General features: G+C 69.9%; 24 protein-coding genes and 2 pseudogenes. 15 read left to right on the forward strand and 11 right to left on the reverse strand.

Translation table 11 applies throughout. The features are described 5' to 3' along the window. Positions 1-172: 172 nt before the first annotated feature. Positions 173-829, reverse strand: a complete 657-nt coding sequence (locus tag ABUW04_RS01695; RefSeq protein ID WP_380561951.1) for a response regulator — start codon at positions 827-829, stop codon at positions 173-175. Continuing rightward, positions 826-1,983 carry a sensor histidine kinase gene (locus ABUW04_RS01700; RefSeq protein ID WP_380561954.1) on the reverse strand — a complete coding sequence of 386 codons (1,158 nt, stop codon included), beginning with the start codon at positions 1,981-1,983 and terminating at the stop codon, positions 826-828. Before ABUW04_RS01700 ends, ABUW04_RS01695 begins: the two co-directional genes overlap by 4 nt. Before the next feature lie 165 nt (positions 1,984-2,148). Here ABUW04_RS01700 and ABUW04_RS01705 point away from each other — a divergent pair, with 165 nt between their 5' ends. From ABUW04_RS01705 to ABUW04_RS01715, 3 genes and pseudogenes are all read left to right on the forward strand, one after another. Further along, positions 2,149-2,904 (forward strand): ABC transporter ATP-binding protein, encoded by a 756-nt coding sequence (locus ABUW04_RS01705; protein WP_380561956.1) that lies wholly within the window; start codon positions 2,149-2,151, stop codon positions 2,902-2,904. Positions 2,905-2,918: 14 nt separating this feature from the next. Next, positions 2,919-5,477 carry an ABC transporter permease gene (locus ABUW04_RS01710; RefSeq protein ID WP_380561958.1) on the forward strand — a complete coding sequence of 853 codons (2,559 nt, stop codon included), beginning with the start codon at positions 2,919-2,921 and terminating at the stop codon, positions 5,475-5,477. A gap of 10 nt (positions 5,478-5,487) precedes the next feature. After that, positions 5,488-5,611: pseudogene (locus tag ABUW04_RS01715) on the forward strand (IS5/IS1182 family transposase); the annotation flags it as partial. A 44-nt stretch (positions 5,612-5,655) separates the two neighbouring features. Here ABUW04_RS01715 and ABUW04_RS01720 read toward each other — a convergent pair. Further along, positions 5,656-6,465 (reverse strand): class I SAM-dependent methyltransferase, encoded by an 810-nt coding sequence (locus ABUW04_RS01720; protein WP_380561960.1) that lies wholly within the window; start codon positions 6,463-6,465, stop codon positions 5,656-5,658. A gap of 82 nt (positions 6,466-6,547) precedes the next feature. Further along, on the reverse strand, positions 6,548-6,910 hold the full coding sequence (locus ABUW04_RS01725; RefSeq protein WP_380561962.1) for a hypothetical protein: 363 nt from the start codon (positions 6,908-6,910) through the stop codon (positions 6,548-6,550). 71 nt (positions 6,911-6,981) lie between these two features. On the opposite strand from ABUW04_RS01725, the gene ABUW04_RS01730 reads away from it, so the two are divergent. After that, entirely contained in the window at positions 6,982-7,632 is a 651-nt protein-coding gene (locus ABUW04_RS01730; protein WP_380561964.1) for a TetR/AcrR family transcriptional regulator, read from the forward strand. 45 nt (positions 7,633-7,677) lie between these two features. Here ABUW04_RS01730 and ABUW04_RS01735 read toward each other — a convergent pair whose 3' ends face one another. After that, positions 7,678-9,147, reverse strand: coding sequence for an MFS transporter (locus ABUW04_RS01735; RefSeq protein ID WP_380561966.1), 1,470 nt, complete (start codon positions 9,145-9,147; stop codon positions 7,678-7,680). A 163-nt stretch (positions 9,148-9,310) separates the two neighbouring features. Here ABUW04_RS01735 and ABUW04_RS01740 point away from each other — a divergent pair, with 163 nt between their 5' ends. Continuing rightward, positions 9,311-9,868, forward strand: coding sequence for a TetR/AcrR family transcriptional regulator (locus ABUW04_RS01740; protein WP_380561968.1), 558 nt, complete (start codon positions 9,311-9,313; stop codon positions 9,866-9,868). An 82-nt stretch (positions 9,869-9,950) separates the two neighbouring features. On the opposite strand, the gene ABUW04_RS01745 is transcribed toward ABUW04_RS01740, so the two are convergent. Beyond that, positions 9,951-10,436 (reverse strand): MarR family winged helix-turn-helix transcriptional regulator, encoded by a 486-nt coding sequence (locus ABUW04_RS01745; protein ID WP_380561970.1) that lies wholly within the window; start codon positions 10,434-10,436, stop codon positions 9,951-9,953. A 167-nt stretch (positions 10,437-10,603) separates the two neighbouring features. On the opposite strand from ABUW04_RS01745, the gene ABUW04_RS01750 reads away from it, so the two are divergent. The 3 genes from ABUW04_RS01750 (at position 10,604) to ABUW04_RS01760 (ending at position 12,724) form a co-directional block, all read left to right on the forward strand. Continuing rightward, a complete protein-coding gene (locus tag ABUW04_RS01750) occupies positions 10,604-10,969 on the forward strand; it encodes a VOC family protein (RefSeq protein WP_380561972.1) in 366 nt (121 codons plus the stop codon). Positions 10,970-11,043: 74 nt separating this feature from the next. Then, complete coding sequence (locus tag ABUW04_RS01755; RefSeq protein WP_380561974.1) at positions 11,044-12,057, forward strand: hypothetical protein; 1,014 nt, start codon at positions 11,044-11,046, stop codon at positions 12,055-12,057. Between the two features lie 61 nt (positions 12,058-12,118). Then, positions 12,119-12,724: a malonic semialdehyde reductase gene (locus tag ABUW04_RS01760; RefSeq protein WP_380561976.1), complete on the forward strand. Its 606-nt coding sequence runs from the start codon at positions 12,119-12,121 to the stop codon at positions 12,722-12,724. Between the two features lie 117 nt (positions 12,725-12,841). Here ABUW04_RS01760 and rpmB read toward each other — a convergent pair whose 3' ends face one another. Further along, complete coding sequence (gene rpmB / locus ABUW04_RS01765; RefSeq protein ID WP_380561978.1) at positions 12,842-13,279, reverse strand: 50S ribosomal protein L28; 438 nt, start codon at positions 13,277-13,279, stop codon at positions 12,842-12,844. Between the two features lie 224 nt (positions 13,280-13,503). Here rpmB and ABUW04_RS01770 point away from each other — a divergent pair, with 224 nt between their 5' ends. Continuing rightward, the gene (locus ABUW04_RS01770) at positions 13,504-14,193 is read left to right on the forward strand and encodes a hypothetical protein (protein ID WP_380561980.1); all 690 of its coding nucleotides are present in this window, start codon (positions 13,504-13,506) and stop codon (positions 14,191-14,193) included. Between the two features lie 219 nt (positions 14,194-14,412). Here ABUW04_RS01770 and tnpA read toward each other — a convergent pair. After that, positions 14,413-14,840, reverse strand: a pseudogene (tnpA, locus tag ABUW04_RS01775) (IS200/IS605 family transposase). 19 nt (positions 14,841-14,859) lie between these two features. Between tnpA and ABUW04_RS01780 the strand changes: the two are divergent. Beyond that, positions 14,860-16,020, forward strand: coding sequence for an RNA-guided endonuclease InsQ/TnpB family protein (locus ABUW04_RS01780; RefSeq protein WP_030262759.1), 1,161 nt, complete (start codon positions 14,860-14,862; stop codon positions 16,018-16,020). A 77-nt stretch (positions 16,021-16,097) separates the two neighbouring features. Beyond that, positions 16,098-16,283 carry a hypothetical protein gene (locus ABUW04_RS01785; RefSeq protein WP_030262762.1) on the forward strand — a complete coding sequence of 62 codons (186 nt, stop codon included), beginning with the start codon at positions 16,098-16,100 and terminating at the stop codon, positions 16,281-16,283. Positions 16,284-16,444: 161 nt separating this feature from the next. Here ABUW04_RS01785 and ABUW04_RS01790 read toward each other — a convergent pair whose 3' ends face one another. Beyond that, complete coding sequence (locus ABUW04_RS01790; protein ID WP_198037620.1) at positions 16,445-17,359, reverse strand: DUF1206 domain-containing protein; 915 nt, start codon at positions 17,357-17,359, stop codon at positions 16,445-16,447. Positions 17,360-17,492: 133 nt separating this feature from the next. Further along, on the reverse strand, positions 17,493-18,344 hold the full coding sequence (locus ABUW04_RS01795; RefSeq protein ID WP_380522304.1) for a DUF1206 domain-containing protein: 852 nt from the start codon (positions 18,342-18,344) through the stop codon (positions 17,493-17,495). 122 nt (positions 18,345-18,466) lie between these two features. Between ABUW04_RS01795 and ABUW04_RS01800 the strand changes: the two genes are divergently transcribed. From ABUW04_RS01800 to ABUW04_RS01815, 4 genes are all read left to right on the forward strand, one after another. Beyond that, positions 18,467-19,963 (forward strand): bifunctional phosphatase PAP2/diacylglycerol kinase family protein, encoded by a 1,497-nt coding sequence (locus ABUW04_RS01800; protein WP_030262773.1) that lies wholly within the window; start codon positions 18,467-18,469, stop codon positions 19,961-19,963. Between the two features lie 152 nt (positions 19,964-20,115). After that, positions 20,116-21,318, forward strand: coding sequence for an FAD-dependent monooxygenase (locus tag ABUW04_RS01805; RefSeq protein ID WP_380561982.1), 1,203 nt, complete (start codon positions 20,116-20,118; stop codon positions 21,316-21,318). Between the two features lie 397 nt (positions 21,319-21,715). Then, positions 21,716-22,294 carry a DUF1062 domain-containing protein gene (locus ABUW04_RS01810; RefSeq protein ID WP_232242694.1) on the forward strand — a complete coding sequence of 193 codons (579 nt, stop codon included), beginning with the start codon at positions 21,716-21,718 and terminating at the stop codon, positions 22,292-22,294. Positions 22,295-22,762: 468 nt separating this feature from the next. Next, a complete protein-coding gene (locus ABUW04_RS01815) occupies positions 22,763-23,983 on the forward strand; it encodes a glycoside hydrolase family 75 protein (protein ID WP_380561984.1) in 1,221 nt (406 codons plus the stop codon). Positions 23,984-24,068: 85 nt separating this feature from the next. Here the strand turns inward: ABUW04_RS01815 and ABUW04_RS01820 are convergent, their stop codons facing one another. Beyond that, positions 24,069-24,920 (reverse strand): helix-turn-helix transcriptional regulator, encoded by an 852-nt coding sequence (locus ABUW04_RS01820; RefSeq protein ID WP_380561986.1) that lies wholly within the window; start codon positions 24,918-24,920, stop codon positions 24,069-24,071. Positions 24,921-25,003: the final 83 nt, after the last annotated feature.

Below are 25,003 nucleotides of genomic sequence, written 5' to 3' on the forward strand. Positions count from 1 at the left end.
CTGGCACAGGCCGCCAGCGCCGTCATCCCACCGACCGGAAGCCCGTCACCGCGCCGGGTCGCTCAGAATCGCCGCGGCGGCAAGTCGGTGGACTCCCGCCGCAGACGTCCTCGTTGTCGTGCGCGGCGGTGGGCCAGATCGCAGACCAGGGGGTGACCGGCTTGCTGCCGGGTCATGGTGAGGACGACACCAGGCCCGCTCCGTAAGCGATGATCACGAGCTGGACACGGTCGCGGGCGTCGAGTTTGGTCAGCAGCCGCGCCACATGGGTCTTGGCGGTGGCGTGACCGATGAACAGCTCGGCGGCGATCTCACTGTTGGACAGGCCGCGCCCGACGAGTGTCAGCACCTCGCGTTCCCGCTCGGTGATGCCCTCGAGTCGCCGCGGAGGGGCAACGGCCGCGGGACGGTTCGCGAACTCCTCGATCAGGCGTCGGGTGACGCTCGGCGCGATGAGGGCGTCGCCGGCGGCCACGACACGGGTCGCGGCGAGGATGTCGTCCAGCGCCATGTCCTTGACCAGGAATCCGCTGGCCCCCGCCCGGAGCGCGGAGTAGACGTTGTTGTCGTCGTCGAAGGTGGTGAGCATGAGTACGCGCGGTGCCGGGGTATCGGTGGTGATCATCCGGGTGGCCTCGATGCCGTCCATGCCGGGCATCTGGATGTCCATCACGACGACGTCGGGCCGGAGTTCCCTGACTACCCGGACTGCCTCCGTGCCGGTTCCGGCCTCGCCCACGATCTCCAGATCGGGGGCGTCGGCGATGACCATGCGAAGGCCGGCTCGTACGAGGGGCTGGTCGTCGGCGAGGACGATGCGTACGGTCATCCCGGCAGCCTGGCTGTCACCCGGAAGCCGCCCTCGGGGCGCGGCCCGGCGCTGAACTCGCCGCCCAGCAGGTCTGCCCGGTCGCGCATTCCAGTGATTCCGTAGCCGGTGCCGTCGGTCGCGGCATCGGGCTGCGCGCCGGTGCCGTCGTCGACGACCTCGATGGCCAGCTCGGCGGTGCGGTAGTCGACGTTCACTTGGCAGTGGCGGGCGTTCGCGTGGCGGACCACGTTGGTCAATGACTCCTGGATGATGCGGAATGCCGATTGGTCCGTGTCGGGTGGCAGCGGACGTTTCGTGCCCTGCCAGCGCACCTTGACGTGGAGTCCGGCCGTGGCGGTGCCCTGCGTCAGCCGGTCCACGCCTGCCATGCCCGTCACCGGTTCGGGTTCGGTCCGGTGCAGCGTGCCGAGCATTTGGCGGAGCCCCACGAGGGTCTCCCGGCTGGTCAGCTCGATCGCGTCGAGCGCTCTGCGGGCTCCCTCAGGCTGGGTCTCGATGACCCGCTTGGCCGCGCCGGCCTGGATGGCGACCACTCCGATGCTGTGGGCGACCGTGTCATGCAGCTCCCGGGCGATCCGCAGGCGCTCCGCCTGCACCGCCTGGGCGGCGGCCTGTTCACGCAGCCGCTCGGCGTACTCGCGCCGCTGGCGGATCGAGCTGCCCAGCGTCCAGGAGACCAGGGCGACCGAGGCGATCGGCACCGCGGCCTCGGTCACACCATGCGCCCAGCCTCCGTTCGTGATCCGCCAGCCGCTGATCTGCGCCGTGAGGACCGCGACGGCCGCCATGGCAGTGGTGCGACGGCTGCGGTCGGAGGTGGCGGCGATGTAGAGCAGCAGCACGTCCGCCGTCGGGAGCAGCAGAGCCCACGCCCAGGGAACGAGCGCCGCAGCCGCCAGGGATTCGGTGAGGACCAGGCCCAGGACCGGCAGCGGTCGGCGTCGGGCCGCGACAAGCGGCAACGCCAGGCCGACGGCGAGCGCCAGGCCGGCCCAGGGGCCCCGCAGGAAGGGGGCGGCCTCGGGGCCGCCCTGTTGCTCGAGCAGCCACAGCGCCAGTGCGAACAGCAGGGCCGCGCACCAGGTGAGGACCGGCCAGGCGCCTGGCGGGATGCGTCCGAGCAGGGGCGGCCGGGGCTTGATCTCTTCCACAGGCCGAGCCTAGGCGTGCACCCGGCTCTCCGCGTCGCCTTACAGGCGTACGCCTGCGGCATGACGGACCACCCAACGGGTCCGCTGAGGGCCGGACGCCCCCAGGACCCGGCTTGGGCGAGTGTGGACGGCGTTCCGAGCTCCACCGAGAGGACTCCCATGGTGATGGACACGATGACGACGACCACGTACGCGGCGGCTGCCCGAGCCCGTGGGCTGCACAAGGTCTACGGGGAGGGGGAGACCCGGGTCCTGGCGCTGGACGACGTCAGCGTGGAATTTCCCCGCGGCGAGTTCGCCGCGATCATGGGTCCCTCGGGATCCGGCAAGTCCACGCTGATGCACTGCATGGCCGGCCTCGACAGCGTGACCTCCGGCTCCGCGACGATCGGCGATGTCGAGCTGGTCGGCATGAAGGACAAACAGCTGACCCGGCTGCGCCGGGACAGGATCGGGTTCATCTTCCAGGCCTTCAATCTGATGCCCACGCTCACCGCCATGGAGAACATCACGCTGCCCGGGGACATCGCCGGGCGCAAGCCCGACCGGGACTGGCTGGCACGGGTCATCGACGCGGTGGGCCTGGCCGACCGGCTGAAGCACCGCCCCGGCCAACTGTCCGGCGGACAGCAGCAACGCGTGGCCTGCGCCCGCGCCCTGGCAGGAAAGCCCGAGATCATCTTCGCCGACGAGCCCACCGGGAACCTCGACTCGCACGCCGGCGCGGAGGTCCTGGCGCTCCTCGGATCCTGCGTGCGCGACTTCGGCCAGAGCGTCGTCATGGTCACCCACGACCCGGTGGCCGCCGCCCACGCGGACCGGGTGGTCTTCCTCGCCGACGGCCGCATCGTCGACGAACTACGATCGCCCACCGCCGACAGTGTGCTGGACCGCATGCGCCGGCTCGACCGCGTCGGCTGACGGGGGCTGTCACCATGTTCCGTACCGCACTGCGCAATGTCCTGGCCCACCGCGGCCGACTCCTGATGACCACCCTGGCCGTGCTGCTCGGCACCGGCTTCATGACCGGCACCATGATCTTCTCCGACAGCATCCACCAAGCCGCGAACAACAGCCGCAGCAAGGACTTCACCGGCATCTCGGTCCAGGTTGCCGACGACACCGCCGGACTTCCCTCCAGCGCCAGACAGAACAGCACCAAGAGCTCCGCCCGGCTCACGGAGGCGACCGTCCGTCGGATTGCCGCGCTGCCGGGAGTCGCCGGGACCCGCGCGGAGGTGAGCGGCACCGCTGCCATCGCGGACAAGAACGGCAACATGATCGGCGACATCATGAGAAGCACGGGCGCCAACTTCGTGCCGGATGCCGCCGGGAACGATGCGCGCTACCCGATGCTCCAGGGCCGAGGACCGCACACCGCGACCGAGGTCGCCCTGGACCGGGGCACTGTCGAGAAAGCAGGCTACCGGCTCGGTGACACCGTCCGCATCGCCGCCAACGGCCCTGCCATCAGCGTCACCCTGACCGGCGTCTTCTCCTCCGACGCGCCTGCGGTCCGGTCCGGCAACCCGCTGGCCCTGCTGGACACCCAGGGCGCCAGGCGGGTGCTGTCGCTGGCGCCGGACCAGTACAGCAGCATCGACGTCACCGCCGCCCCCGGCACCTCCGAGACCGCACTGCTGCACGCCGTCACCCCGCTGGTCCCCGGCGGCAACCAATTCCGAGTCGAGACCGGCGCGCAGCTGGCCGCGCAGCAGGCCGAGAGACTGGCCCAGAGCGGCAGGAGCCTGGCCACCATGCTGACCACCGCTGCCGGGATCTCGCTGTTCATCGGCATCTTCCTCATCGCCAACACCTTCACCATGCTGGTGGCCCAGCGCACCCGGCAACTGGCACTGCTCCGCGCCATCGGCGCCGGGCGCAGCCAGGTCACCCGCTCCGTGCTGATCGAGGCGCTCCTTGTCGGTCTCAGCGGCTCCGCCGCCGGACTGCTCCTCGGCATCGGCATCGGCGCCGCCCTCGCGGCGGGAGTGAAGTCCCTGGACGCGGACCTCCCCAGAGCCGGCGTGGTCATCACCCCGACAACCGTGCTGATCACCCTGCTCGTCGGCACCCTGGTCACTGTCCTGTCCGCCGCGCTGCCCGCGCTGCGCGCCTGCCGGATCCCCCCGGTCGCCGCGCTGAGCAGCAGCGAGCAACCCGCCACCCACCGAAGCCTGTTTCTTCGCAACGTCCTCGGCTCCCTGACCACCGCCGGGGGCCTCGGCCTGGTCCTGTTGGGCAGCACCGAGAGGGGCGCCACGGCGCGTCTGCCGCTCATGGCGGGGGCGCTCCTCGCGGTCCTCGGCATCGTGCAACTGCTGCCGCTGCTGTCCCGCCCGGTCATCGCCCTGGCCCGCCCACCGCTCGCCCGCCTTTGCGGCACCCCCGGCTCACTCGCCGCACTCAACGCGATCCGCAACCCGCGCCGCACCGCGAGCACAGCCGCCGCCCTGACCATCGGACTCACCCTGGTCACCGCGATGACCGTGATCGGCGCCTCGGTCTCGGATGCGATCGACCGTGCCGTGACCCAGGAGATGACGGCGGACTACGTCGTCACCACGCTCACCGGCACCCTGGACCCGAGCATCGCGACATCGGTCGCCCAGGCCCCCGGGGTGGTCGCCTCCAGTCCGGTCACCGACGTGGAGTGGTTGATAGCCGGCGAGCGGACCGAGGCGAAGGGTCTGGACGCCGACAGTGCCGATCAGCTGGTCCGGCCGAACATGAGTCAGGGGGCGGCCACGGCACTGAAACGAGGTCAGATCCTGGTGGACTCCGGCTTCGCGAGCCGGCACGGACTGGCCGTCGGCTCCACCGTGACCGTGGCCGCCCCGCACGGGACCGGCATCCGCCTCACCGTCGGCGGGGTGTTCGCACCCAGCCGGATGCTCGCCCCCGTGCTCCTGCCGGGCGGCGTGGTCGCCGCCCACCAGCCGTACGCGCCGGCGCAGCAGATCCTGGTCAAGGGCGCGAACGGGGCGACCCCGGCCTTCAAACAGGCTCTCAAGGACGCCACCGGCAGAAGCCCGGTGGTCGAGGTCGAGAACAAGCAGAACCTGAGGGACGGGTTCGACCGCACCATCACCTTCGCCCTCAACCTGCTCTACGCACTGCTCGGGATGTCGTTGCTGGTCGCGGCCCTGGGAGTGGTCAACACACTGGCAATGGCCGTGTTCGAGCGCAGGCGTGAGCTCGGCCTGCTCCGGGCGATCGGCCTGGACCGCGGCGGCGTCAAGCGGATGATACGGCTGGAATCGGTGTTGATCTCCGTCTTCGGCGCGGCGATCGGCATGGCCTTCGGCGCCTTCCTGGCCTGGGCGGCCGGCACGACCATGACCGTGACCCTGCCAGAGCTCCGCACGGTCTTGCCCTACCCCAAGCTGTTGCTGATGCTGCTGGCCGCCGTTCTCGTCGGCCTGGCCGCCGCCCAATGGCCGGCTCGCCGGGCCGCCCGTCTTGACGTGCTGGACAGCATCACCGCGGACTGACGGCCCGGACGGGGTCCGTTGCTGGGCGGACAAGGGCTACCAGGGAGTTGTAGCACCATCCGCGTCCCTACCGCGGCCGCTGGGACACGCTCTCCGCCAGCCGACGGCCGGTGAAAGTCTCCCACGCCAAGATCAGCGGCTCAAGGCAAGCGTCGGAAGGCACCGGGCAGTTGAAGGCTCAGCGACCGGCGCCAGCCTTCACCGCTCTCGTGGCGAAGTAGCCGGGGAGCCAGCCGGCGGTGGCGTCCGAGTGGTGCGGCGCCTCGGCGAAGCCGGTGATGGCGAAGCCTGCCGCGATCTGGCCGCCGAGCTGCTCGGCGAGCGTGTGGCTGTACTCCACCGGCGCGTCCAGGCCCCACAGCCGTTCCCGCTCGGCGGGCTCCAGGTGGGTGAGGTCGCTGTAGGGCAGGCGGTGGCGCACCACCAGCTCGCCGCGCGCCTCCAGTGGCTCGGCGTCGAAGAGGTAGACGTCCGGGTTGAGGAAGCCGGACAGCAGCGTCCCGCCGGGGCGCAGCACGCGGTGGCACTCGCGCCAGACCGGCGCCAGCTCCGGGATGAACAGGTTGGAGACCGGGTGGACGACCAGGTCGAACGAGGCGTCCGGGAACGCGCTCAGGTCGCGCGCGTCGCCGAGCACCGTGCGCAGGTCGAGCCCTTCCCGCGCCGCGACCATCTCGTCCTGCGCCAGCTGGCGGGGCGAGTTGTCGAAGACGGTCACCCGCGCGCCCGCCGCGGCCAGCACCGGACCCTGCTGCCCGCCGCCGGAGGCCAGGCAGAGTACGTCGCAACCGGCGATCTCCGGCGGGAACCAGGCCGGGTCCACCGGCTCGTGGCCGATCAGGACGATGGACCACTGGCCGGCCCGCGCCTTCGCGATCACCTCAGGGCCGACCGGGCGCGACCACTCGTTGTCCTGCTCCACCTCGCGGTCCCAGGCGAGGCGGTTGTGCGCGACGGGGTCGATGGGGGCGACGGGAGTCTGACTCATGCGCCACACCCTAGTTGCCGCACCGCGCAGGTGTCCGCCTATGGCTGTGCGGCGGTCCAGGTCGGCGCTCCCGGTCGGGGGCCTACTCGAGCACTCGGCTGATCGCGGACAGCGCGTCGCCGGGGTTGCGGACCAGGATGATCCTGGCGGACGGCGCGTGGGCGTGGATGATGTTCAGGACGCGGTTGAACCAGAGCGTGGTCTCCTCGGTCGGCGGAAGCTGAGGGTCCTGGCCGCTGACGAAACTGCCGATCACCACGCCGTCGTACTCGGCGTCACTCAACTCCTGGACCAGACGGGCGTCGCCGTCCTCGTCGTCGGTCAGGACCACGATGGTGGCCGCCAGCCCGGCCGCCCGCAGGCGCGCCTGGACGGCCGCGCCTATCTCCTCGTGCTTGCCGAATCCCAGGACCCGCCACGGCTTGAGAAATTCCGAGGTCGACAACTGTTCCCCCTGCTCATAGAATTGGATTGACCATGAGTTAAATGACTTGATTGGGAGTCTAGCCAAATCTGATGGCCGACGTCAAAGGAACTCAGCGCACGTACCGCTCGCCGCTGCGCGAGCAGGCCGCCCGGCGCACCCATGAGGCGGTGGTGGCTGCCGCCGTGCAGGTGTTCACTGAGGAGGGCTACACGGGCGCGAGGATCGAGCAGATCGCCGCCCGCGCCGGGGTCTCGCGCCCGACCGTTTTCGGCATCGGCACCAAGGCCCAACTGTTCGCCCTCGCCCGGCAGTACGCCGCCACCGACGGCAGCGTCAGCGCCAACGACGAGGGATTCCAGCAGCTCCTGGCGATCCCCGACGCGCACCGGCTGCTCGGGGAGTTCGCCGCCTTCACCGCCGCCATCTCGCAGCGGCTCGGGCGGCTGCAACTGGCACTCGAGCAGGCCGCGGGGACCGATCCCGAACTGGCGCAGCTTCAGGAGTCCAGCCAGCAGGAACTGCTGGAATGCGCTCGCGGAATCATCGCGGCCACAGCCGCGACAGGATCGTTGCGGCGTGACATCCCGCGTGAGGCTGCCGCCGACGTGCTCTGGCTGCAGATCCAGCCCGCCAACTACCAGCACCTGGTCGAGGAGCGCGGCTGGAGCCACCACGCATTCGAGCGCTGGCACGCTGCGACGATGATCGCCGCCTTGCTGGAACCCGCTGGGGCGTCGTGACCGGCCCCGACCCGTCCTCAGGCGCCGTCGGCGGCCTGGCTGTTCCTACTGTCGCGGGCGCGGCACTGTTGCCGGTTTCAGGGTCAGGGCGAGGGCGGCTGTAGCCGCGCTCACGGCGGCCATCGCGTAGAAGGCGATGCGGTAGCCGTCGACGACGGCCGCGGCACCACCGGCGTGGCTGTGGCTGGCCACACCGGCGGCGACGGTGACCAGGGCGGCCAACCCCAGTGCTGCGCCGAGCTGACGGCACATGTTGATCAGACCGGAGGCGACGCCGGCGTTGCGCGGATCGACACCGGTGGTGGCGGCGACGATCGCCGGCATCATCGTCACGCTCGTTCCCGCACCGACGACCAGGGTGGGAAGCAGCACATGACCGACGTAGTCGGAGTGCGCCGGCAACTGGCCCAGCCACGCCAGTCCGACGGCGGCGACGAGACCGCCGATCACCACCAGACGGCGCGGGCCCACGGTCGGGATCAGCCTCTGCGAGACGAGGACGCCGACGCTGATCACGGAGACCATCGGCAGCAGGGACAGGCCGGTGCGCACCGCGCTCTCACCGAGCACCTGCTGCAGGTAGAGCGAGAGGAAGAACAGCGGTGCGGTGATCACGGCTCCCATGCACAGCGTCAGAACGTTACCGGCCCGCAGGTTGTGGACCGAGAGGAGCTCCAGCGGGATCAAGGACTGGTCCGCGCGCCGCTCGATGACCACGAACGCGGCCAGCAGCACGACGCCGGCGATCAGGGCGGCGAGGATCTGGCCCGATCCCCAGCCGTGGTCCGGGGCGGCCGAGACGCCGTAGACGATCGCAGCGGTGGCGACCGTGATGGTGACGGCGCCGGGGACGTCGATACCCGGGCGGCTGCGGGAGACGGGGGTGGGTGCCAGGCAGACCAGGCCGGCGAGGAGCAGGCCCACGCCGATCGGCACGTTGACCAACAGCACCCAGCGCCAGCCCAGGGAGGCGGTCAGCAGACCACCGAGCACGATGCCGGCTGCGGCGGCGCTGGAGGCCGCGACGCCCCACCAGGTCATTGCCCGGGTGCGCTGGGCGGGTTCGGTGTGGCTGGCGGTGATCAGGCTCAGGCTGGAGGGGGCGAGCGCGGCAGCTCCTGCGCCCTGGACCAGGCGCGCCGCCAGCAGCATCCAGCCCGTCTGGGCCAGACCGCCGAACAGGCTGGCGGCGGAGAAGACGAACAGCCCGATCTGGAAGACCCGGCGGCGGCCGAACAGGTCCCCGGCACGCGACGCGAACAGCAGCAGGCCGCCGAAGGAGACCAGGTATCCGTCGACCACCCACTGCTGCGCGTCGGCCGACAGGCCCAGTCCCGACCTCATCGAGGGCAGGGCGACGTTCACGATGCTGGAGTCGAGCACCACCATGAACTGGGCGGTGCACGCGATCACAGCGACGACGGCCAGTCCTACGCCCGGCTTGGCCACCGCCTGCGGTGAGCGCCGTGCGACGGGCGGTGGCGTGCCTGTGGGGCGGGTGCGCATGTGCGGCATGGAATGCTCCTGGACAAGTTGCCGGATAGGCTCTCCGGAACGAGCCTAGGCAATGCCGGACAGGCTGTCCACCTAATGCCGGACAGGCGATCCGCTAAAGTGGTCACCGGCGCACGGTGGACTGGCGCACCGGCGGACCGGCGCGCGGGATCGGAGGAACGGGATGGCTTCGGGCGGGACTTCGTTCCCCACCAGGCGGGCCGCCGCCGAGCGCAACCGCGACAAGATCCTCAACGCCGCCCGCGACGCCTTCGCCGACCCCGACGCGGAGGTGTCGATGGCCGAGGTCGCACGCCGCGCGGGCGTCGGCATGGCCACGCTCTACCGCAACTTCCCCGGACGCCGGGAACTGCTGGAAGCCCTCTACGTCGACGAGGTCGACGCGATCTGCCGGGCCGCCCGCATCGAGGACGGCCAGACACCGGGCCAGGCCCTGACCGCCTGGCTGCGCCTGCACTTCGACTTCATCCCCAACAAGCGCCTGATCGTGGCCGAGCTGCTCGAACACGCCCCCCAGGACGCCGCCCCTCCCAGCCACCGCCACCGGGCACTCGCCGCCGGCCAGCCCCTGCTCACCGCGGCGCAGGAGTCCCACGAGATCCGCGGCGACATCACCCTGGTACAGATCTTCGACGCGATCGTCGCCATCGCCAGGATCCACGGCGATCGCGACTACCTCGAACCGATCATCCAGACCCTGCTCGACGGCCTCCACACCTGAAGCGATCAGTGCCGTTCGGCCGGGGAGGCCCGGAACGCAGCTGACGCCCTTTCGTCGCACACGCCGGTGGCCTGACCCCGCCTCAGTCGTCCAGGGAGCGCTCGTCCGGGTCGATGGCGTGCATGATGCGTCGGCTGATCTCGCGTAGCTGCCGGGTCTGGGCCTTGGTCAGCGGGTCGAAGACCAGGCGGCGGACCTCCTCGACATGGCCGGGCGCGGCTTCCGCCACCTTGGCCCCGCCCTCGTCGGTCAGGATCGCCAGGGTGTAGCGGCCGTCCGTCGGATCAGGCGTGCGGCGCACCCAACCGCGCTGCTCGAGCCGGGCGACCACCTGGGACAGGCGTGGCAGCGAACCCTCGGTCTGCACCGCCAGCACGCTCATCCGCAGGGTGCGGTCGGATACCTGGGACAGCTTGGCCAGCACCTGGTACTCGAAGTGGCTGATCCCAGCATCGCGGCGCAACTGCTCGTCGAGCGCGGACGGCAGCCTGATCAGTGTGCCGGCCAGGGCGAGCCATGCAGCGCCCTCCTCGGCGTCGAGCCAACGGGGCTCCTGCGAGACGTCCATGACACCAGCATAGCTTAAGAGTTGAAGTGAATCGGCAGTCGGATCACTTGCATGGTGAAGTCAATCTGAGCTAGCTTCACTTAAAGCATTAACTGATGGACGCCCAAGGCAGGCCGCGACCGCCCAGCAGTGCGGGACGTCGGCATCACGCAGAAAGAGGAGACATCATGACCACCTCCGTCATCGGCCTCAGCATCGACACCGCCGACGCAGCCGCCCTCGCCGCCTTCTGGTCGAAGGTTCTCCACCGCCCGGTCAACCCGGGCGCGACCACCGAGAGCGCCGCGATCGACGCCGTCGACCGGGCCGGCGGCCCGAAGCTCGCCTTCTGGAGGGTCCCTGAGCCCAAGTCGGTCAAGAACCGCCTCCACCTCGACCTGTGGACCGACGACTTCGAGGCCGAAAGCAAGCGGCTGACCGACCTCGGCGCCACACCGGTCGCCGACGCCGAGAAGCCGGCGGTCCGCTGGACCACCTTCGCCGACCCGGAGGGCAACGAGTTCGACCTGGTGGGCCCCGTGCCCGCCGAGTGATCGGCGGCGCTCGCACCCGTGCTATCCGCTTCTCCTAATCACCCCACGCGAAAAGGAACTCAATGATGGATCACGTGGCTCGACAGGGAACCACCAGGCGGACGATGCTCCGCACCGGAGCCATGGCCGGGACGGCTGCGGCTCTCGGCGCCACCGGAATGTTCACGGCCGCAACGGCACGCGCGGCCACCCCGGCAGCCAACGGGACGCAGCAACTCCCGTACCCGTCCGGCGTCACGGACACCTCGCACTGCACTCCGGAGATCGCCGCAGTCTTCCGCGGCATCCTCACGGCCAAGAGCAGGCACGACGCCGCCGGGTTCCTGTCCTACTTCTCCAGGACGAACACCGTCTACATCGACGCCTGCCTGGGTGTCACCATGACCGGCTGGCAGGCGCTGAACAACTTCTTCACCCCCTTCCTCGCGAGCGTGCCCGCCGACGCGATCTCCTATCCGCTGCGCATCGTCGGCGACGAGCGAAGCGCAGCGATCGAGTTCGTGGACACCCCCGCCTTCTTCGGCCAGGAGATCCGCACCCTCTCCACCGTCACCTTCAACGACAACCACAAGGTCACCCGCTGGGTCGACTACTGGGACGGCCGCAGCTCGCTCATCCAGAACACCATCGCCGACACCTACCCCACCGACTTCAGCGATTCCCAGCAGAACGCCCACCCCGCCGTCGCCCGGGCCGCCCGGGCGCTCCAGACCGCATTCGCGGCGGGCGACGCAGCCGGGGCCGTCGCCCTGATGTCCGACGACGTGGTCCACGAAGACCTGGCCGCGCACACCCGCGTCCGTGGCACGCTCCAGGCCCAGCGCTACTACACGCGAGCGCTCGCACAGCTCCCCTACGGCCCGGGTGCCGCGCTGGTCCACACCGGCGGCAGCCGCCAGGGCGGCGACTACGAGTGGACGGCCGCCCCGCACGCCGCCCCGATACGACGCGGCCACACCTGCCTCGAACTCGACGGGACCGGCAAGGTCAGCCGCCTGACCACCATCTACGACTCGAGCCTGCTGACCCACGCCACCTACCAGTCCCTGATCGGCCTCAGCGCCGAGGCACCGCTGCCCGCACGGTGAGTGAACTCCACCCGCCGCAGACGACCCCTGCCATCCGACCACGAAACGGAACCGAACCACGATGACTGAGCTGCACCAGCACTTCGCCCTGGACCGGACCGCGCAGAACCTCCTGTTCCGCGAGGCCCGCACCGCGAACACCTTCTCCGACGAGCCGGTCAGCGAGGACCAGGTCGCCGCGATCTACGACCTGGTCAAGTACGCACCGACCGCGTTCAACTCCCAGCCGCTGCGCATCCTGCTGGTGCGCTCCCCCGAGGCCCGCGAGCGTCTCGTCGAACACCTGTGGGACGGCAACAAGGCGAAGGCCGCCGCCGCTCCGCTGGTCGCGGTGCTCGCCTACGACCCCGAGTTCCACGAGCACCTGCCCACCCAGTTGCCGCACTTCCCCGCCGCACAGAGCCTGTTCCAGGGCAAGGACCACCGCTTCGTCGAAGCCTCCGTCAGCGCCGGCCTGCAGATCGGCTACTTCATCCTCGGTGTGCGGGCCGTCGGCCTGGCCGCCGGGCCCATGACCGGCCTGCACGCCGAGGCCATCGACAAGGAGTTCTTCGCCGAGACCGGCTACAGGACCCTCGTCGTGATCACCATCGGCAAGCCGGACGAGGACCCCGCATTCCCCCGCGGCCCGCGCCTGGAACAGAACCTGGTCGTCACCACGGTCTAAGCTCCGCCGCTGCGCAGCAGCAGCAACGACGACGACGACGACGACCGATGATCAGAACCGCAGCGTCACCGGACGGGGCCCGCCGGCGCGGGCCCCGTCCGCGTTGCCGGCGGAGTGCTACGAAGCGCGGCGCTGGACCTTCCCGGCCTTCAGGCACGCTGTGCAGACCTTGAGCCTCACCGGCCGGCCGTCGACAGTCGCCTTCACGGGCTGGATGTTGGGGCGGAACATCCGCGCCGAGCGCCCGAGCACCCGCCGCCTCTGGGCCTTGCGCCCCAGCCTGGCGACCTTTCTGCCGAAGCTCGGCTCCTTGCCGCACACGTCGCAGCGTTGTGACATCAGCATTCTCCTCGAAGAGTTCGCGATGGCATGCCGACCGCCCATCGCGATGTCGATCGGGAAGGGAGAAGTGCCGCTGCGGAGGCGGTGGTCGACGGCATGGGAAACATGGGCAGGACTCAGCACGCAGCGTCGGGGAATCGACCGCTGTCGCCTGCCTGGTGAGGTGTCTCTACCTGTGCCGTCTCTAGAACATGCGGCAGACCGTAACGGCATGCCCCAGCGCGCTCAAGTGGTTTATCAGCTGCGCCGACCCGGAGCTGGGGCTGATTCCTGGCATGAGGGCAGGGTCCGGCCTGGTACCAGGCGCGGGCGACGTCTGATGCCAGGGCTCAGCCCTGGAGGCGACGCACTGGTACCGCGCTGATCCATAGCGTCGGACCTGCCGGTTTCAAGGCCGGTGCGCGGTCAGCGCAAGCGCATAGACCAGGGAGCCCCTCGTGTCCGCAGTGGAAATCCTCGCCGTCATCGGCGTCATCGGACTGGTGATCTACCAGCAGCTGGCCGGGCAGTCTCTGCGCGGCAAACGCGTGGTGCTGCTGCCGGCGATCCTGACGGTCGTCGGGTTCACCAACCTGACCAGCGGTGACCGGCACCTGCAGACGGCCGACCTCGTCTGGTTGACCATCGGCGCCGCCGGCTCGATCGTGATCGGCCTGGGCTTCGGCGCGATCATGCATCTGGAATCCCGCAACGGCACGCTGTGGGCGAAGATGCCGGTACGCGGACTGTGGTTGTGGGTCGCCCTGGTGGCCTGGCGCGGCGTCATCTACCTGCCTGCCGCCGCCATGCACGCCCACGTCGCCGCATCGAGCGCGACCCTGCTGTTCACCCTGGGCCTCAACCGGCTGGCGCAGGCCGCCGTCATCGTCCCGCGCGCCATGTCGTCCGGCATCCCGTTCGCCCCCGAGAAGGACGGCAGGACGTTCATGGCCACCGCATTCGAACGCGGACGCCCGGACGCACCGAGCACCACGCACGACCAGCGGCTCGACGACGTCCGCAGCTACCCCGACGACCAGCGCGAACACCGCCATGCGCGTCGCGAGAACCGCTCCGGGCAACGCCTCGCGCACCCGTCGCCGCGGTTCGACCCGTGGACCGGCCATGACCAGCGGTACGCGCCTTAATCTACGCGCACCTGGCCGTCCACGCCGCCATCCGGGCACAGGGGCACGCCTCGGCACCACACGGTCCGCCAGACTCGACCTACACAGATCACCTCCAGTATCCGTTGAACTGCACAAAGTCACCTATGCCAACAGTATTGGGTTTCAGGCTCGGGAGGAATCGCATCCTTGATTCGGAGGCGCGAGGCGCCGGAGTTGTCTGCGCCTTGGTAGTAGCGGTCAGTCTGGTCGCTTCTGGTTCTCGATGTACTCCTTGATGACGGCCAGGGGTGATCCGCCGCAGGATGCCGCGAGGTAGCTGGGGGCCAGAAGTGCTCGCCCCACAGGTACGTGCGGATGTGGGCGGGAAACTCCTGGCGCAGGCGGCGGGCGGAAACGCCCTTGAGCGAGCCGACCAGCCGGGACAGGACGGCCTTGGGCGGGTAGTGCCCGAGCAGGTGCACATAGTCCTTCTCGCCGTTGAATGCGACCAGTTCGGTCTGGAAGTCGGCGCAGACGGCACGCATGACCGCTTCGCGGCGCGGCGGGATCTCGTCGGTGAACGGTCCGCGCCGGTACGTGGGGGTGAAGACCACATGGGCATGCAGGGTATGAACAACCGTTCGACCCCTGCGGATATCGGGATTTGACTCCCACCGTGGTGACATCGATTGCTACGGTCGCGTTGTGAAGCTCGTGGTGCGGGTGAAACTGCTGCCGCAGGCCGACCAGGCCGCCGCACTGCACGCCACCCTGCGCGCGGTCAACGAGGCGGCCTGCTGGGTCTCCGGCGTGGCGTTCGAGCGCGGGGTCCCGCGTGAGTACGAGCTGCGCAAGCACACCTACGCCGAGCTGAAGGCGCGCGGGCTGGGAGCACAGGCCGCACAGCACACCATCAAGAAGGTCCGCGACGCCTACACCGCCTTGCAGGCGAACATCCGCGCAGGGAACCTCGGCAGACCGGGGTCCAAACGCCGGGTCACGGCGCAGTCCAAGCCGATCACGTTCCGTCCCCAGGCAGCGCAACCCTACGACGACCGGTGTCTGTCCTGGCAGTACGACGCGGGGACGGTATCGATCTGGAGCACCGCCGGACGACTGCGCAACGTGCGCTTCACCGGTTCCCAGGGTGCACTCAAACGGCTGCGCGAGCATCGCAAGGGCGAGTCGGACCTGGTGGAGCGAGACGGTGCCTTCTACCTGATCGCCACCTGCGAGGTGCCCGAGACCCCCGTCAATGAGAACCCTGTCGGGTTCGTCGGGGTGGACCTGGGCATCGTGAACATCGCCACCACCAGCACCGGCTACCGGGCCGCCGGACGAGGCCTGAACCGGCACCGCAAACGGCAAATCGACCTGCGCAAGAAGCTCCAGGCCAAGGGAACCAAGTCCACCAAGCGCCTGCTCAAGAAGCGGTCCCGCAAAGAACAGCGGCACGCTGCCAACGTCAACCACGTCATCGCCAAGACCATCGTCGCCACCGCTGAACGCACCGGCCACGGCATCGCCCTCGAAGATCTGACGGGCGTCCGCGACCGGGTACGGCTCCGAAAGGGACAGCGGACCCAACTCCACTCGTGGGGCTTCCACCAACTCGGCCAGTACCTCGCCTACAAGGCCAAACGCGCCGGCGTCCCGCTGGTTCACGTCGATCCGGCGTACACCAGCCAGGAATGCTCCCAGTGCCACCACGTCGACCCGAAGAACCGCGTCGACCAGGCAACGTTCGTCTGCAGGTCCTGCGGGACCATGGTGCACGCGGACACCAACGCGTCCCACAACATCGCCCGCAAGGGCGAGACCGTGTGGACAGCGGGGCGTGAGTCACGCGTCCCAGCACCTGTATAGGTGCTCAGACGGAGGAGGCCACGCGACAGCCAGCCGCGCCCTACCTCCAAGCCCGACCCTTCACCGGCCGGGTCAAGTTGACCCACTGGGGGAACGGCTCCGGCTCGGGCCAGAACATCTTCAAGAACGCCGCCTCCATCGTGAACAACACCGACCACTTCGTGGAAGTCATGGACGTCAACCTGCACTGGTACAACTACGCCCCGCAGTACGCGGGCAGCCTCAACGCCACGGCCAACACCGACTCGTGGCTGCAATCCTGACGCTCTCCGCCGGGACGAGCCCGGGCCCCCTGCACCAGTTCGGTGCAGGGGGCCTTCGCAATGCCGTGTACGTCGCAGGTGCGCAGTGAGTCGACGCGCACCTCTTCGGAAGCCGCCGTGGGTGCGCTGCTGCCGGACCGTAATCCAACGCGAGCAGCAGGTCAGCGGGGGACGCCGCCCAGGGTGCGGCGCCAACGGGCCTCGGCGAAGGAGTACAGGCCGAACGCGATGAGGCCCAACGCCACCAGGACCAGCACCAGCGGGCCGAAGGAGGTCTGGGCGAAGGAGCGCAGCGTGGCGTCCAGGCCCTTGGACCTGCCCGGGGTGTCGGACAGTGCGGCCTGCAGGGCGAAGACGCCGAACGCGCCCACGATCACGCCACGGGCGATGTGCCCGGCCTGCCCGAGGCGCAGCACGAGGTCGCGGGTGCGGTAGGTCATCCAGCCGGTGCGCAGCCGTTCGGCGAAGCGCTTGCCGATGGCCCGGACCACGATGGCGATGCCGACGGCGATGACGGCCAGGGACAGGACGATCATCAGGACGCGTCCGCCGTCGGTGTGCAGCAGGCGGGCGCTGACGTCGTGGGCGCTGTCGTCGGAGGTGGTGGGGGTGCGACCGTGGGCGAGGAACTGGTAGGTGCTCCAGGCCGCGATCGCGTAGACCACGGCGCGGACCGCGTCCAGGAGTCGGTGGCCGCCGCTCTCGGCGGAGTCGACGGCCCGCACCGCGCGCCACAGTGTCAGGCCGACGAAGCCGATGACCAGGAGCCACAGCAGCAGTTCACCGAAGGGCTCGTCGGCGATCGCAGTCAGGGCGCCGGCGCGGTCCAGGTCGTGGCGCCCGAAGCCGAGTGCGACCAGAACTGCCAGGATGCCGATCACGATGTAGACCACGCCCCGGGCCACGAAGCCGGCTCGGGCCAGGCCGTCGATCGCCCCCGCCCCGGCCACCCTCCGTGCGCCCCCACGGCGACGGGTGCCGGATCGGCGCTCACGGTAGGTGCGGCTGCGGCCGTAGCGCGAACTGCTGGTACGGCGGCTGGGGGAATGTCGTCTGCCGGAAAGTGTCCAGTCCATGTGTGCCTCCTGTCACTCCGGCTGCCCCGTCCCGCTGGCTGAAAACCGCCCCAGGGACAACTCTTGACGCTTCGTCGCCAAGCAGCGTCGGGCTGTCTCCTGCGGACCCGACGGGGCTTGGAGGAGGCATGGGTCAGAGCTTGCGCCAGCGGGCGGAAGCGAAGGAGAAGGCGCCGAAGAGTACGAGTCCCAGCGCGACCAGGACGAGGAGCCAGGGACCGGCCGGGGTGTGGGCGAAGCTGCGCAGGGTGGCGTCCATGCCCTTGGCCTGTTTCGGATCGAAGCGGACGGCTGCGACCACGATGAACACGCCGGCGCCGGCGAAGACGGTGCCGCGCGCGGTGCTGCCGCCGATGCCCAGCGCGGTGACGACCTTGCGGACGCGCACGCTCATGGCGGCTGTGTTCAGCTTCTTGAGGAAGGTGCGTCGGATCGCGCTGACCGCGATGCCCACGCCGACACCGAACAGCACCACGCCGACGATCGCCACCAGCACCTGGCCGCCAGGGAGTTTGAGCGCGGACGCGGTCCAGTCCTGCGACTTGGCGTTGCTGCCCGTCTGGCCCCCGCTCCCCGCGGCGTAGGCGGCTGTTCCCCAGCACACCGAGGCGTAGAACACGGCGCGCCCGGCGCTGAGGATGCGGCTGCCGGTCTTCTTCCGACCCGCCTCACCGTACGCCGCCAGTGACGCACGCCACAGCGCCATGCAGGCGAAGCCGACCACCAGGATCCAGAGCATCGCCAGGCCGAAGGGCTGCGCGGCCACCTGGTGCAACGCGCCCTGGCGGTCGGCTTCACCGCCGCCCTTGCCGAGCGCGATCTCCAAGGCGAGTACACCGATCAGGACATAGACCACCCCGCGTGCCACGAAGCCGGCCCGGCCCGCGGTCCGCAGGGCGCCCTTCTCGCTGGGCCGAGGAATCGACGGAGCATCAGAACGGTGTCCTGGACCGGTGCTCCTGTTGTGCGCATGCGATGACGCCACGATGAACCTCCTGATAGTGCGGGCATGCTCGCACCGCTGCACACGCGTCTGCCCGGACGACGGACATGCACGCACTGCGTCACCGACCGTGTGTTCGCACCCGTTCGGGGTAACCGGCGTCCATGGGACGACTGCAGAACCTCGACGTGCACCTGTTCGATCGCGTGGCCGCCGCGCATCCACGCGGCCTGGACCCGGTCCTGCCGAGGCTGGGGCGCAGCGCCAACCACGGAGTGCTGTGGCTGACCGGAGCGGCCGCGCTCGGGCTCTCGCGCAACCGCACTGCCCGTCGCGCCGCTATGCGGGGCGTCGGCTCCCTCGCTCTGGCGTCCACCGCGGCGAACGTGGTCGCCAAGAAACTCGCCGGCCGCCGACGCCCCGTCACCACCGGCGTGCCGATGGCCCGCCGCCTGCTGCGCCCCCCGATCACCACGTCGTTCCCGTCCGGACACGCGGCCTCCGCGGCCGCGTTCGCGACCGCCGTGACTCTGGAATCACCCTGGCTGGGCGCAGCCGTCGTTCCACTGGCCGCAGCGGTGGCGGGCTCGCGCGTCTACACCGGGGCGCACTACCCCGGCGACGTGCTGGCCGGAGTGACGTTGGGCGTCGGCATGGCGGCGCTCACGCTGCGGTGGTGGCCGCTGCGCGACGACGCCCCCGCGCAGGCGGCCCGGGCCCGGGTCGAGCTGCCGGCCCTGCCGGACGGTCGCGGCCTGGTGCTGGTGGTCAACAGCTCCTCGGGCAGTGCGGGCAGTGTGGAGGCGGAACTGCGTGCACAGATGCCGGACGCGGACCTGCGCGTGCGCGAGGGCGACCAGGATCTGATCGCCCTGCTCGACCAAGCCGTCGCCGATGTCGAGGCCGCCGACGGGGACAGCGCCCTGGGGATCGCCGGAGGGGACGGCTCGGTCAATGCCGCAGCCCTCCTGGCCGCCGAGCACCGGCTGCCGCTGGCGGTCTTCCCCGCCGGCACCCTCAACCACTTCGCCGCCGAACTGGGCATCTTCACCCTGCAGGACACCGTCGCCGCCCTCCAGGAAGGACACGGCGGATCAGTGGACCTGGGACGGGTGACGTCCAAAGGCACCACCCGCATCGAGGCGGAGGACGAGCCGCCGACGGCCTATTTCCTGAACACATTCAGCATCGGGGTCTACCCCGAGCTCGTGCACGCCCGCGAGTCCCTGCAGAAGTACCTCGGCAAGTGGCCAGCCCTCGGGGTGGGACTGGTCCGGGTGCTGGCCCAGGGTCAGCCCACCCGCGCCGTCATCGACGGCACGGAGCGCCGCCTGTGGCTGCTGTTCGCCGGCAACGGACGCTACGACCCGCCCGGCTTCGCCCCCAGCTTCCGTCGCAGCCTGAACGACGGCACCCTCGACGTGCGCGCCGTCGACGGCAGCCACCCCTTCGCCCGCAGCCGCCTGGTCGCCGCCTTCCTCACCGGCACCCTGGCCCGCTCCCGCGTCTACCAGGCCGCTCACCTCTCCCAGCTGCGCATCGACGGCATCGAGGAGACCGAGCACTACGCCCGCGACGGCGAGATAAGCCCCGCCGCCGACACCCTCGTCCTCGACAAGGCACCCCACGCCCTCACCGTGTACCTACCGCACCAGGACTGACGCCCCGCAACTCGTGACCGGGCCGGACGCTCCCGCCCGACTGCACGGCCTGGTGTGGGGAACACACGGCCCAGTGCGGGGAACATTCGTCCAATCCACCGGCGGGTACCGGCGGCGACAGTTGGGCACTGTCCCCTGCTCGAAGGAGTGCCATGCGGGTTCTCGTCTCCGGCGCCAGCATCGCCGGTCCGGTGCTGGCGTACTGGCTCACCCGGCACGGCTTCTGCGCCACCGTCGTCGAGCGCGCACCGACGCTGCGCAGGACCGGTGGCCACGCGGTCGATCTGTTCCGGCCCGCGATGGACATCTCGGAGAGGATGGGTGTGCTCCCGAGCGTCGAGGAGCGGGCCACCGGCACCAACCGGATGACTGTCCACCAGGAGAGGGCGCGGCGTCCCGTCCGGGTGGACCTCTCCAAGATCTTCAGTGCCACCTCCGACCGGCACGTCGAGATCATGCGTGACGACCTGAGCGAGATCTACTACGACGCCACGCGCGACGACGTCGAGTACATCTTCGACGACTCGATCACCGCGATCTCACCCGAAGGCGAGGTGCGGTTCGAGAACGCCGCGCCGCGCCGCTTCGACCTCGTCGTCGGCGCTGACGGGCTGCACTCCAACGTGCGCCGACTCGTCTTCGGCGACGAGTCCCGCTTCAGCGCCTTCATCGGTGCCTACCTCGGGGTGCTGACCCTGCCGAACGTATCGGGGCTCGACCGCGAGCTCCTCATCCACGTCGGCGTCGGCCGCACGGCCGGCATGTACGGCGCGCGGCACCTCGGCGACGCGCGGGCGTTGTTCCTGTTCCGGAGCGAGCACGAGCTCGACTGCCACCACCACGACGTGCCCCGGCAGAAGGAGCTGCTGCGCGGTGCGTTCGCCGGCATGCACCCCGATGTGGACCGCTGGCTGGACGAGCTCGACCGCACCCCGGCGTTCTACTTCGACTCGATCACCCAGCTCCGCATGGACACCTGGTCGCGGGGGCGGGTGACGCTCGTCGGCGACGCGGGCTACTGCCCCGGTCCGGCCGTCGGCGGCAGCACGACCCTGGCCGTCGTCGGCGCGTACGTCCTCGCCGGGGAGTTGGCGCGGGCCGGCGGTGACCACGAGCGCGCCTTCCCCGCCTACCAGCGCGCCATGGCGCAGCACGTGCCGGGCAGCCGCGCGGCCGCGCTCAGCGCGGCGAAGACCCTCATCCCCACCTCACCCCTCGGCGTGCGTGGGCTGGCCCAGGGCGCCCGCCTGATCTCCGCCCTGCCCGCCGGGCCCAGCCGCGCTCTCCTCCGCCTCACCACCAAGACCGCCCGCCTCTACAACTCGATGGACGTCGACGACTACCCCGTCGGCTGAGCAATGGCGGCCGTGGGTGGCTCAGAGCTGACGCTGGGGCAGTCGGCCTGACGGTCCGCGGATGCAGGGAAAAATTCGGTGGCGCGGCCCGGGCGGCCGACGTTACCGTCACGCCGTCACTTCAGGACCGCCGACCGGCGCTTCCGCACGCTCCGTCGAGGACGGCCCCTTTGTACAACAGCTGAGACGCTCACCGCGCCGAGAAGGCACGCCGCGCCCTGACGGGCCCCGGGCCGTGCAGCGCTGTTGCGCTGACGGTCTGCTTCAGCGTGCCCTCGGCAGGTCATCGTCCGGCTGCCCATCACGTGGCACCCGCTGATCGATCCGGCGCCACGGCCGTCTGTCCGTGCCGCGCCCATCTCGCAACGAGGATCTCGAAGCAGATCGGCCTTCCCAGGTGCACGACATCACCTCTCCCCTGCGCGCCACCAGCCAGTGGCTCGTACGTCCGACGACCTTTCCGACCATCCGGCGCCGATGCCGGACCTGCCCCTCGACGGCCTACCGAACCCAAGGACGGTTCCGCGTCAACGCACACCACAAGCTCCTCGACATCTGGCTGCTGGCGCGATGCGTCCGGTGCGACCAGACCGTCAAACTGACGGTGCTGGAACGCGTCCACGTCCGCGCCATCGAGCCCGCGATGCTCAGCGGCTTCCGCGACGACTCCCCCGAACTCGCAGCGAAACTGCTCGCCGATCCCCAGCTGGCGCACCGCAACGACGTCACACTCGACTGGACCGACGCCTGGACCATCACGATGCAGCCCGACGAGCTGCCGAAGGCCGACATCCTCGACGTCGGCGTCCGCTTCGCCCAGTGCATCCCGCTCAGGACGACAGCGCTCATCGCGACGGGCCTGGCGCTGTCACGCGCCGAGGTCGCCAAGCACATCGCCGCCGGACGGATCACCTCCGACCAGAGGCTGACCGGTCGCTGCACACAGGACTTCAGCTTCCTGTTCCACCAGCCGTGATGCCGTGACCAGTCGCCGTCCCGCCCCGACCCACTTGTCCGGTCGGGGCCGGACGGGCTCACCGGGTCAGGGGTCTCATCCAAGGAGCGAACCTCGTTAGGAAGCTTTCCTAAATGTTTCATGAATCCTGGCCTTGCACCGGGGTGCTGTCAAGCGGTTGCGCCGTCTCAGCAGTCGCCTCGAACCGAACGCCGGGGCTGTCAGGTCCAGGTCTTGACATCACCGGAGAGCCGGGGTCAGGCTTCTCAACCATCACCTAGGAAGGCTTCTTAACTAACCCTCCCCGAGCCCTTCCTGACGATGGATCACCCCCTCCCCGATCTGCCGCCGTGCGACAAATGGTGCGGACGCGACCAAGAGAACTTCCCAGTTCAAATGTCTTGACAGGGACGCGTAAACGAAACGACCCTAAATCTCGTTAGGAAAGTTTCCTAATAATCAACCCCACCGATGGAGGTCTCCACCGCTATGTCACCGACCCGTACGCGCCTTGCCATAGGCATCGCCGCGGCTCTGGCGCTCGCCACCCCGCTCGCCCTCGCGAACGCCGACGCCGCCACGACCCCCGCCACCGTCAGGGCTGCCTCGGCCGCGGCGCCGGCGGCCGCCACCTCGTACACCCCCGCCGAGGTGCTGGCCGGCATCCAGAAGAACTCGACAAGCGCGACGCAGGTCAACACCAAGCCCCACATCAACACGATGACCCGGGCTCAGAACGTGAACGTGTACCAAGTCGCCTCGGGCGTCTACGCCTACACCTCCAGCATGGCCATCGACACCGACGGCAGCGACTCCGACCCGGACCCCGACCACCAGGGCGACACCACCTGGCAGGACAGCAACGGGCAGGCCCTGGGCGCCCACCACGTCCCCTTCTACGTGCTGGGCGACGACTGCTGGGACCGTACCTCCCCCTGCCCGCACTTCTTCTACAAGGAACGCGGCATGTCGGGCCGTCAGTTCGCGCTGATGTTCTACAACGGCAAGGTCATCGGCTCGATCTTCGGAGACACCCAGACCGCGAACAACCAGACCACCTCGGACAACGACTCCCGCGAACTGGGCGAAGCATCCGTCAAGGCCGCCCAGCTGCTGGGCATCCCCAGCAGCGGCACCACCGGTGGCGTCGACAGCGGCGTGACCGTGGTGATGTTCTCCGGCTCGTCCTGGGTCGTCAACGGCACCAACGCCACCCTGAACGACAACGCGCAGGCCCTGGTCCAGAAGGCTCTGGACACCCTCGGCTCAAGCATGGCGGGAGGCACGCCGCCCAGCAGCCCGCCGCCGTCGAGCCCTCCGCCGACGACTCCGCCGACCGGTGGGAACAAGTCGTACGAGGCCGAGGCGGCGGCCCTGGCCGGCGGCACGACGGTCACCAACTGCGCGCACTGCTCGGGCGGCAAGAAGCTCAGCTACCTGGGCAACGGCGGCACCGCCACCTTCACCGGGGTCACCGAGCCCACCGCGGGCAGCTACACCATGACCGTCTCCTTCATGAGCGTCGGTCAGGCCCGGTCGGCGGTGGTCACCGTCAACGGCGTGAACCAGACCGTCAGCTTCCCCGAGACGCCCGACTACAACACCGTCGTCACCAAGAACGTCACCGTCCAGCTCAAGGCCGGCAGCAACACCATCGAGTTCTCCAACCCCACCGCCGGCGCCCCCAACCTCGACCGCATCGTCGTCTGAGAGCCGGCCACCACCCGTCACGACCGGCGGCGGCACGGCCCACAGCCGCCGCCGGTCCCGCAGCCCGAAGGCGTTTCCCCCGGCGCTACCGCCGGTAGTCGCCGGCCTCGACTCCGAGGACGTTCAGCAGGGCCAGCGCTTCCGCGCTGCGGGAACCCTGCGGCGCGCTGTAGAGCACGAGGTTCTGGTCCCGGTCGGTGAGGGCGAGCGAGTCGCAGTCGACGGTGATCTCACCGACGACCGGGTGACGGAACGTCTTGGTGAGCATCGGCGCGGCCTGTACGTCGTGCTGCTGCCAGAGCCGGGCGAACTCGGCGCTCGAGTCCCGGAGTTCGTCGACCAGTCCGGTCACCGCGGGGTCGGACGGGTAGCGGGCGAGAGTGGATCGGAGGCTCATGACGACGTGGTGGCGGAACTCCCTGACGTCGGAGATCCCGTACAGCGTCCCGTCCACCCGGGCCGGCCGGAGGAATGCCCGGCGTGCGAGATTGCGGTCCTCCGCGGCGAGCCCGGCGAAGTCCTCCATCAGCGCGGCCGCGAGGTCGTTCCAGGCGAGCACCTCGAACACGGCGGAGGTCACGAAAGCGGCTGTCTGCGGCAGCCGCTCCAGCAGCGCCAGGATGCTCGGGCGGACGTCGCGCCGGTGCAGTCCGGTACGACTCGGCGCGGTACCCGCGAGGACGTGGAGGTGGTCGGACTCGGTGTCCGTGAGCCGCAGCGCGCCCGCGATCCCGGCAAGGACCTCACCCGAGGGTCGCGGCGCCCGGCCCTGCTCCAGCCGGACGTAGTACTCCGTGGAGATGTGCGCGAGCACCGCCACCTCCTCACGTCGAAGACCCGGCGTCCGGCGCCGCGAGCCCGAGGGGAGGCCGGCGTCCTCCGGCCGGAGCCGCTCGCGGCGGCTGCGGAGGAAAGCCCCGAGTTCCTGTCTGTCCATAGCCCAAGTGTGCACGCTGCGTGGCGGCGGATCCTGGTACTGCCTGTGCCTGCCTCCGGCCCGGTGACCGGCTCAGACTGGCG

The organism is Streptacidiphilus jeojiensis (genome assembly GCF_042510965.1).
GTDB classification, from domain to species: domain Bacteria; phylum Actinomycetota; class Actinomycetes; order Streptomycetales; family Streptomycetaceae; genus Streptacidiphilus; species Streptacidiphilus jeojiensis.

What these genes read in the sequence shown, in the direction of transcription:
- ABUW04_RS01695 (WP_380561951.1), bottom strand. Translation starts at nt 829, where the DNA reads ATGACCGTACGCATCGTCCTCGCCGACGACCAGCCCCTCGTACGAGCC.
- ABUW04_RS01705 (WP_380561956.1), top strand. Translation starts at nt 2,149, where the DNA reads ATGGACACGATGACGACGACCACGTACGCGGCGGCTGCCCGAGCCCGT.
- ABUW04_RS01710 (WP_380561958.1), top strand. Translation starts at nt 2,919, where the DNA reads ATGTTCCGTACCGCACTGCGCAATGTCCTGGCCCACCGCGGCCGACTC.
- ABUW04_RS01720 (WP_380561960.1), bottom strand. Translation starts at nt 6,465, where the DNA reads ATGAGTCAGACTCCCGTCGCCCCCATCGACCCCGTCGCGCACAACCGC.
- ABUW04_RS01730 (WP_380561964.1), top strand. Translation starts at nt 6,982, where the DNA reads ATGGCCGACGTCAAAGGAACTCAGCGCACGTACCGCTCGCCGCTGCGC.
- ABUW04_RS01735 (WP_380561966.1), bottom strand. Translation starts at nt 9,147, where the DNA reads ATGCCGCACATGCGCACCCGCCCCACAGGCACGCCACCGCCCGTCGCA.
- ABUW04_RS01740 (WP_380561968.1), top strand. Translation starts at nt 9,311, where the DNA reads ATGGCTTCGGGCGGGACTTCGTTCCCCACCAGGCGGGCCGCCGCCGAG.
- ABUW04_RS01745 (WP_380561970.1), bottom strand. Translation starts at nt 10,436, where the DNA reads ATGGACGTCTCGCAGGAGCCCCGTTGGCTCGACGCCGAGGAGGGCGCT.
- ABUW04_RS01750 (WP_380561972.1), top strand. Translation starts at nt 10,604, where the DNA reads ATGACCACCTCCGTCATCGGCCTCAGCATCGACACCGCCGACGCAGCC.
- ABUW04_RS01760 (WP_380561976.1), top strand. Translation starts at nt 12,119, where the DNA reads ATGACTGAGCTGCACCAGCACTTCGCCCTGGACCGGACCGCGCAGAAC.
- rpmB (WP_380561978.1), bottom strand. Translation starts at nt 13,279, where the DNA reads ATGCCGTTACGGTCTGCCGCATGTTCTAGAGACGGCACAGGTAGAGAC.
- ABUW04_RS01790 (WP_198037620.1), bottom strand. Translation starts at nt 17,359, where the DNA reads ATGGACTGGACACTTTCCGGCAGACGACATTCCCCCAGCCGCCGTACC.
- ABUW04_RS01800 (WP_030262773.1), top strand. Translation starts at nt 18,467, where the DNA reads ATGGGACGACTGCAGAACCTCGACGTGCACCTGTTCGATCGCGTGGCC.
- ABUW04_RS01805 (WP_380561982.1), top strand. Translation starts at nt 20,116, where the DNA reads ATGCGGGTTCTCGTCTCCGGCGCCAGCATCGCCGGTCCGGTGCTGGCG.
- ABUW04_RS01815 (WP_380561984.1), top strand. Translation starts at nt 22,763, where the DNA reads ATGTCACCGACCCGTACGCGCCTTGCCATAGGCATCGCCGCGGCTCTG.
- ABUW04_RS01820 (WP_380561986.1), bottom strand. Translation starts at nt 24,920, where the DNA reads ATGGACAGACAGGAACTCGGGGCTTTCCTCCGCAGCCGCCGCGAGCGG.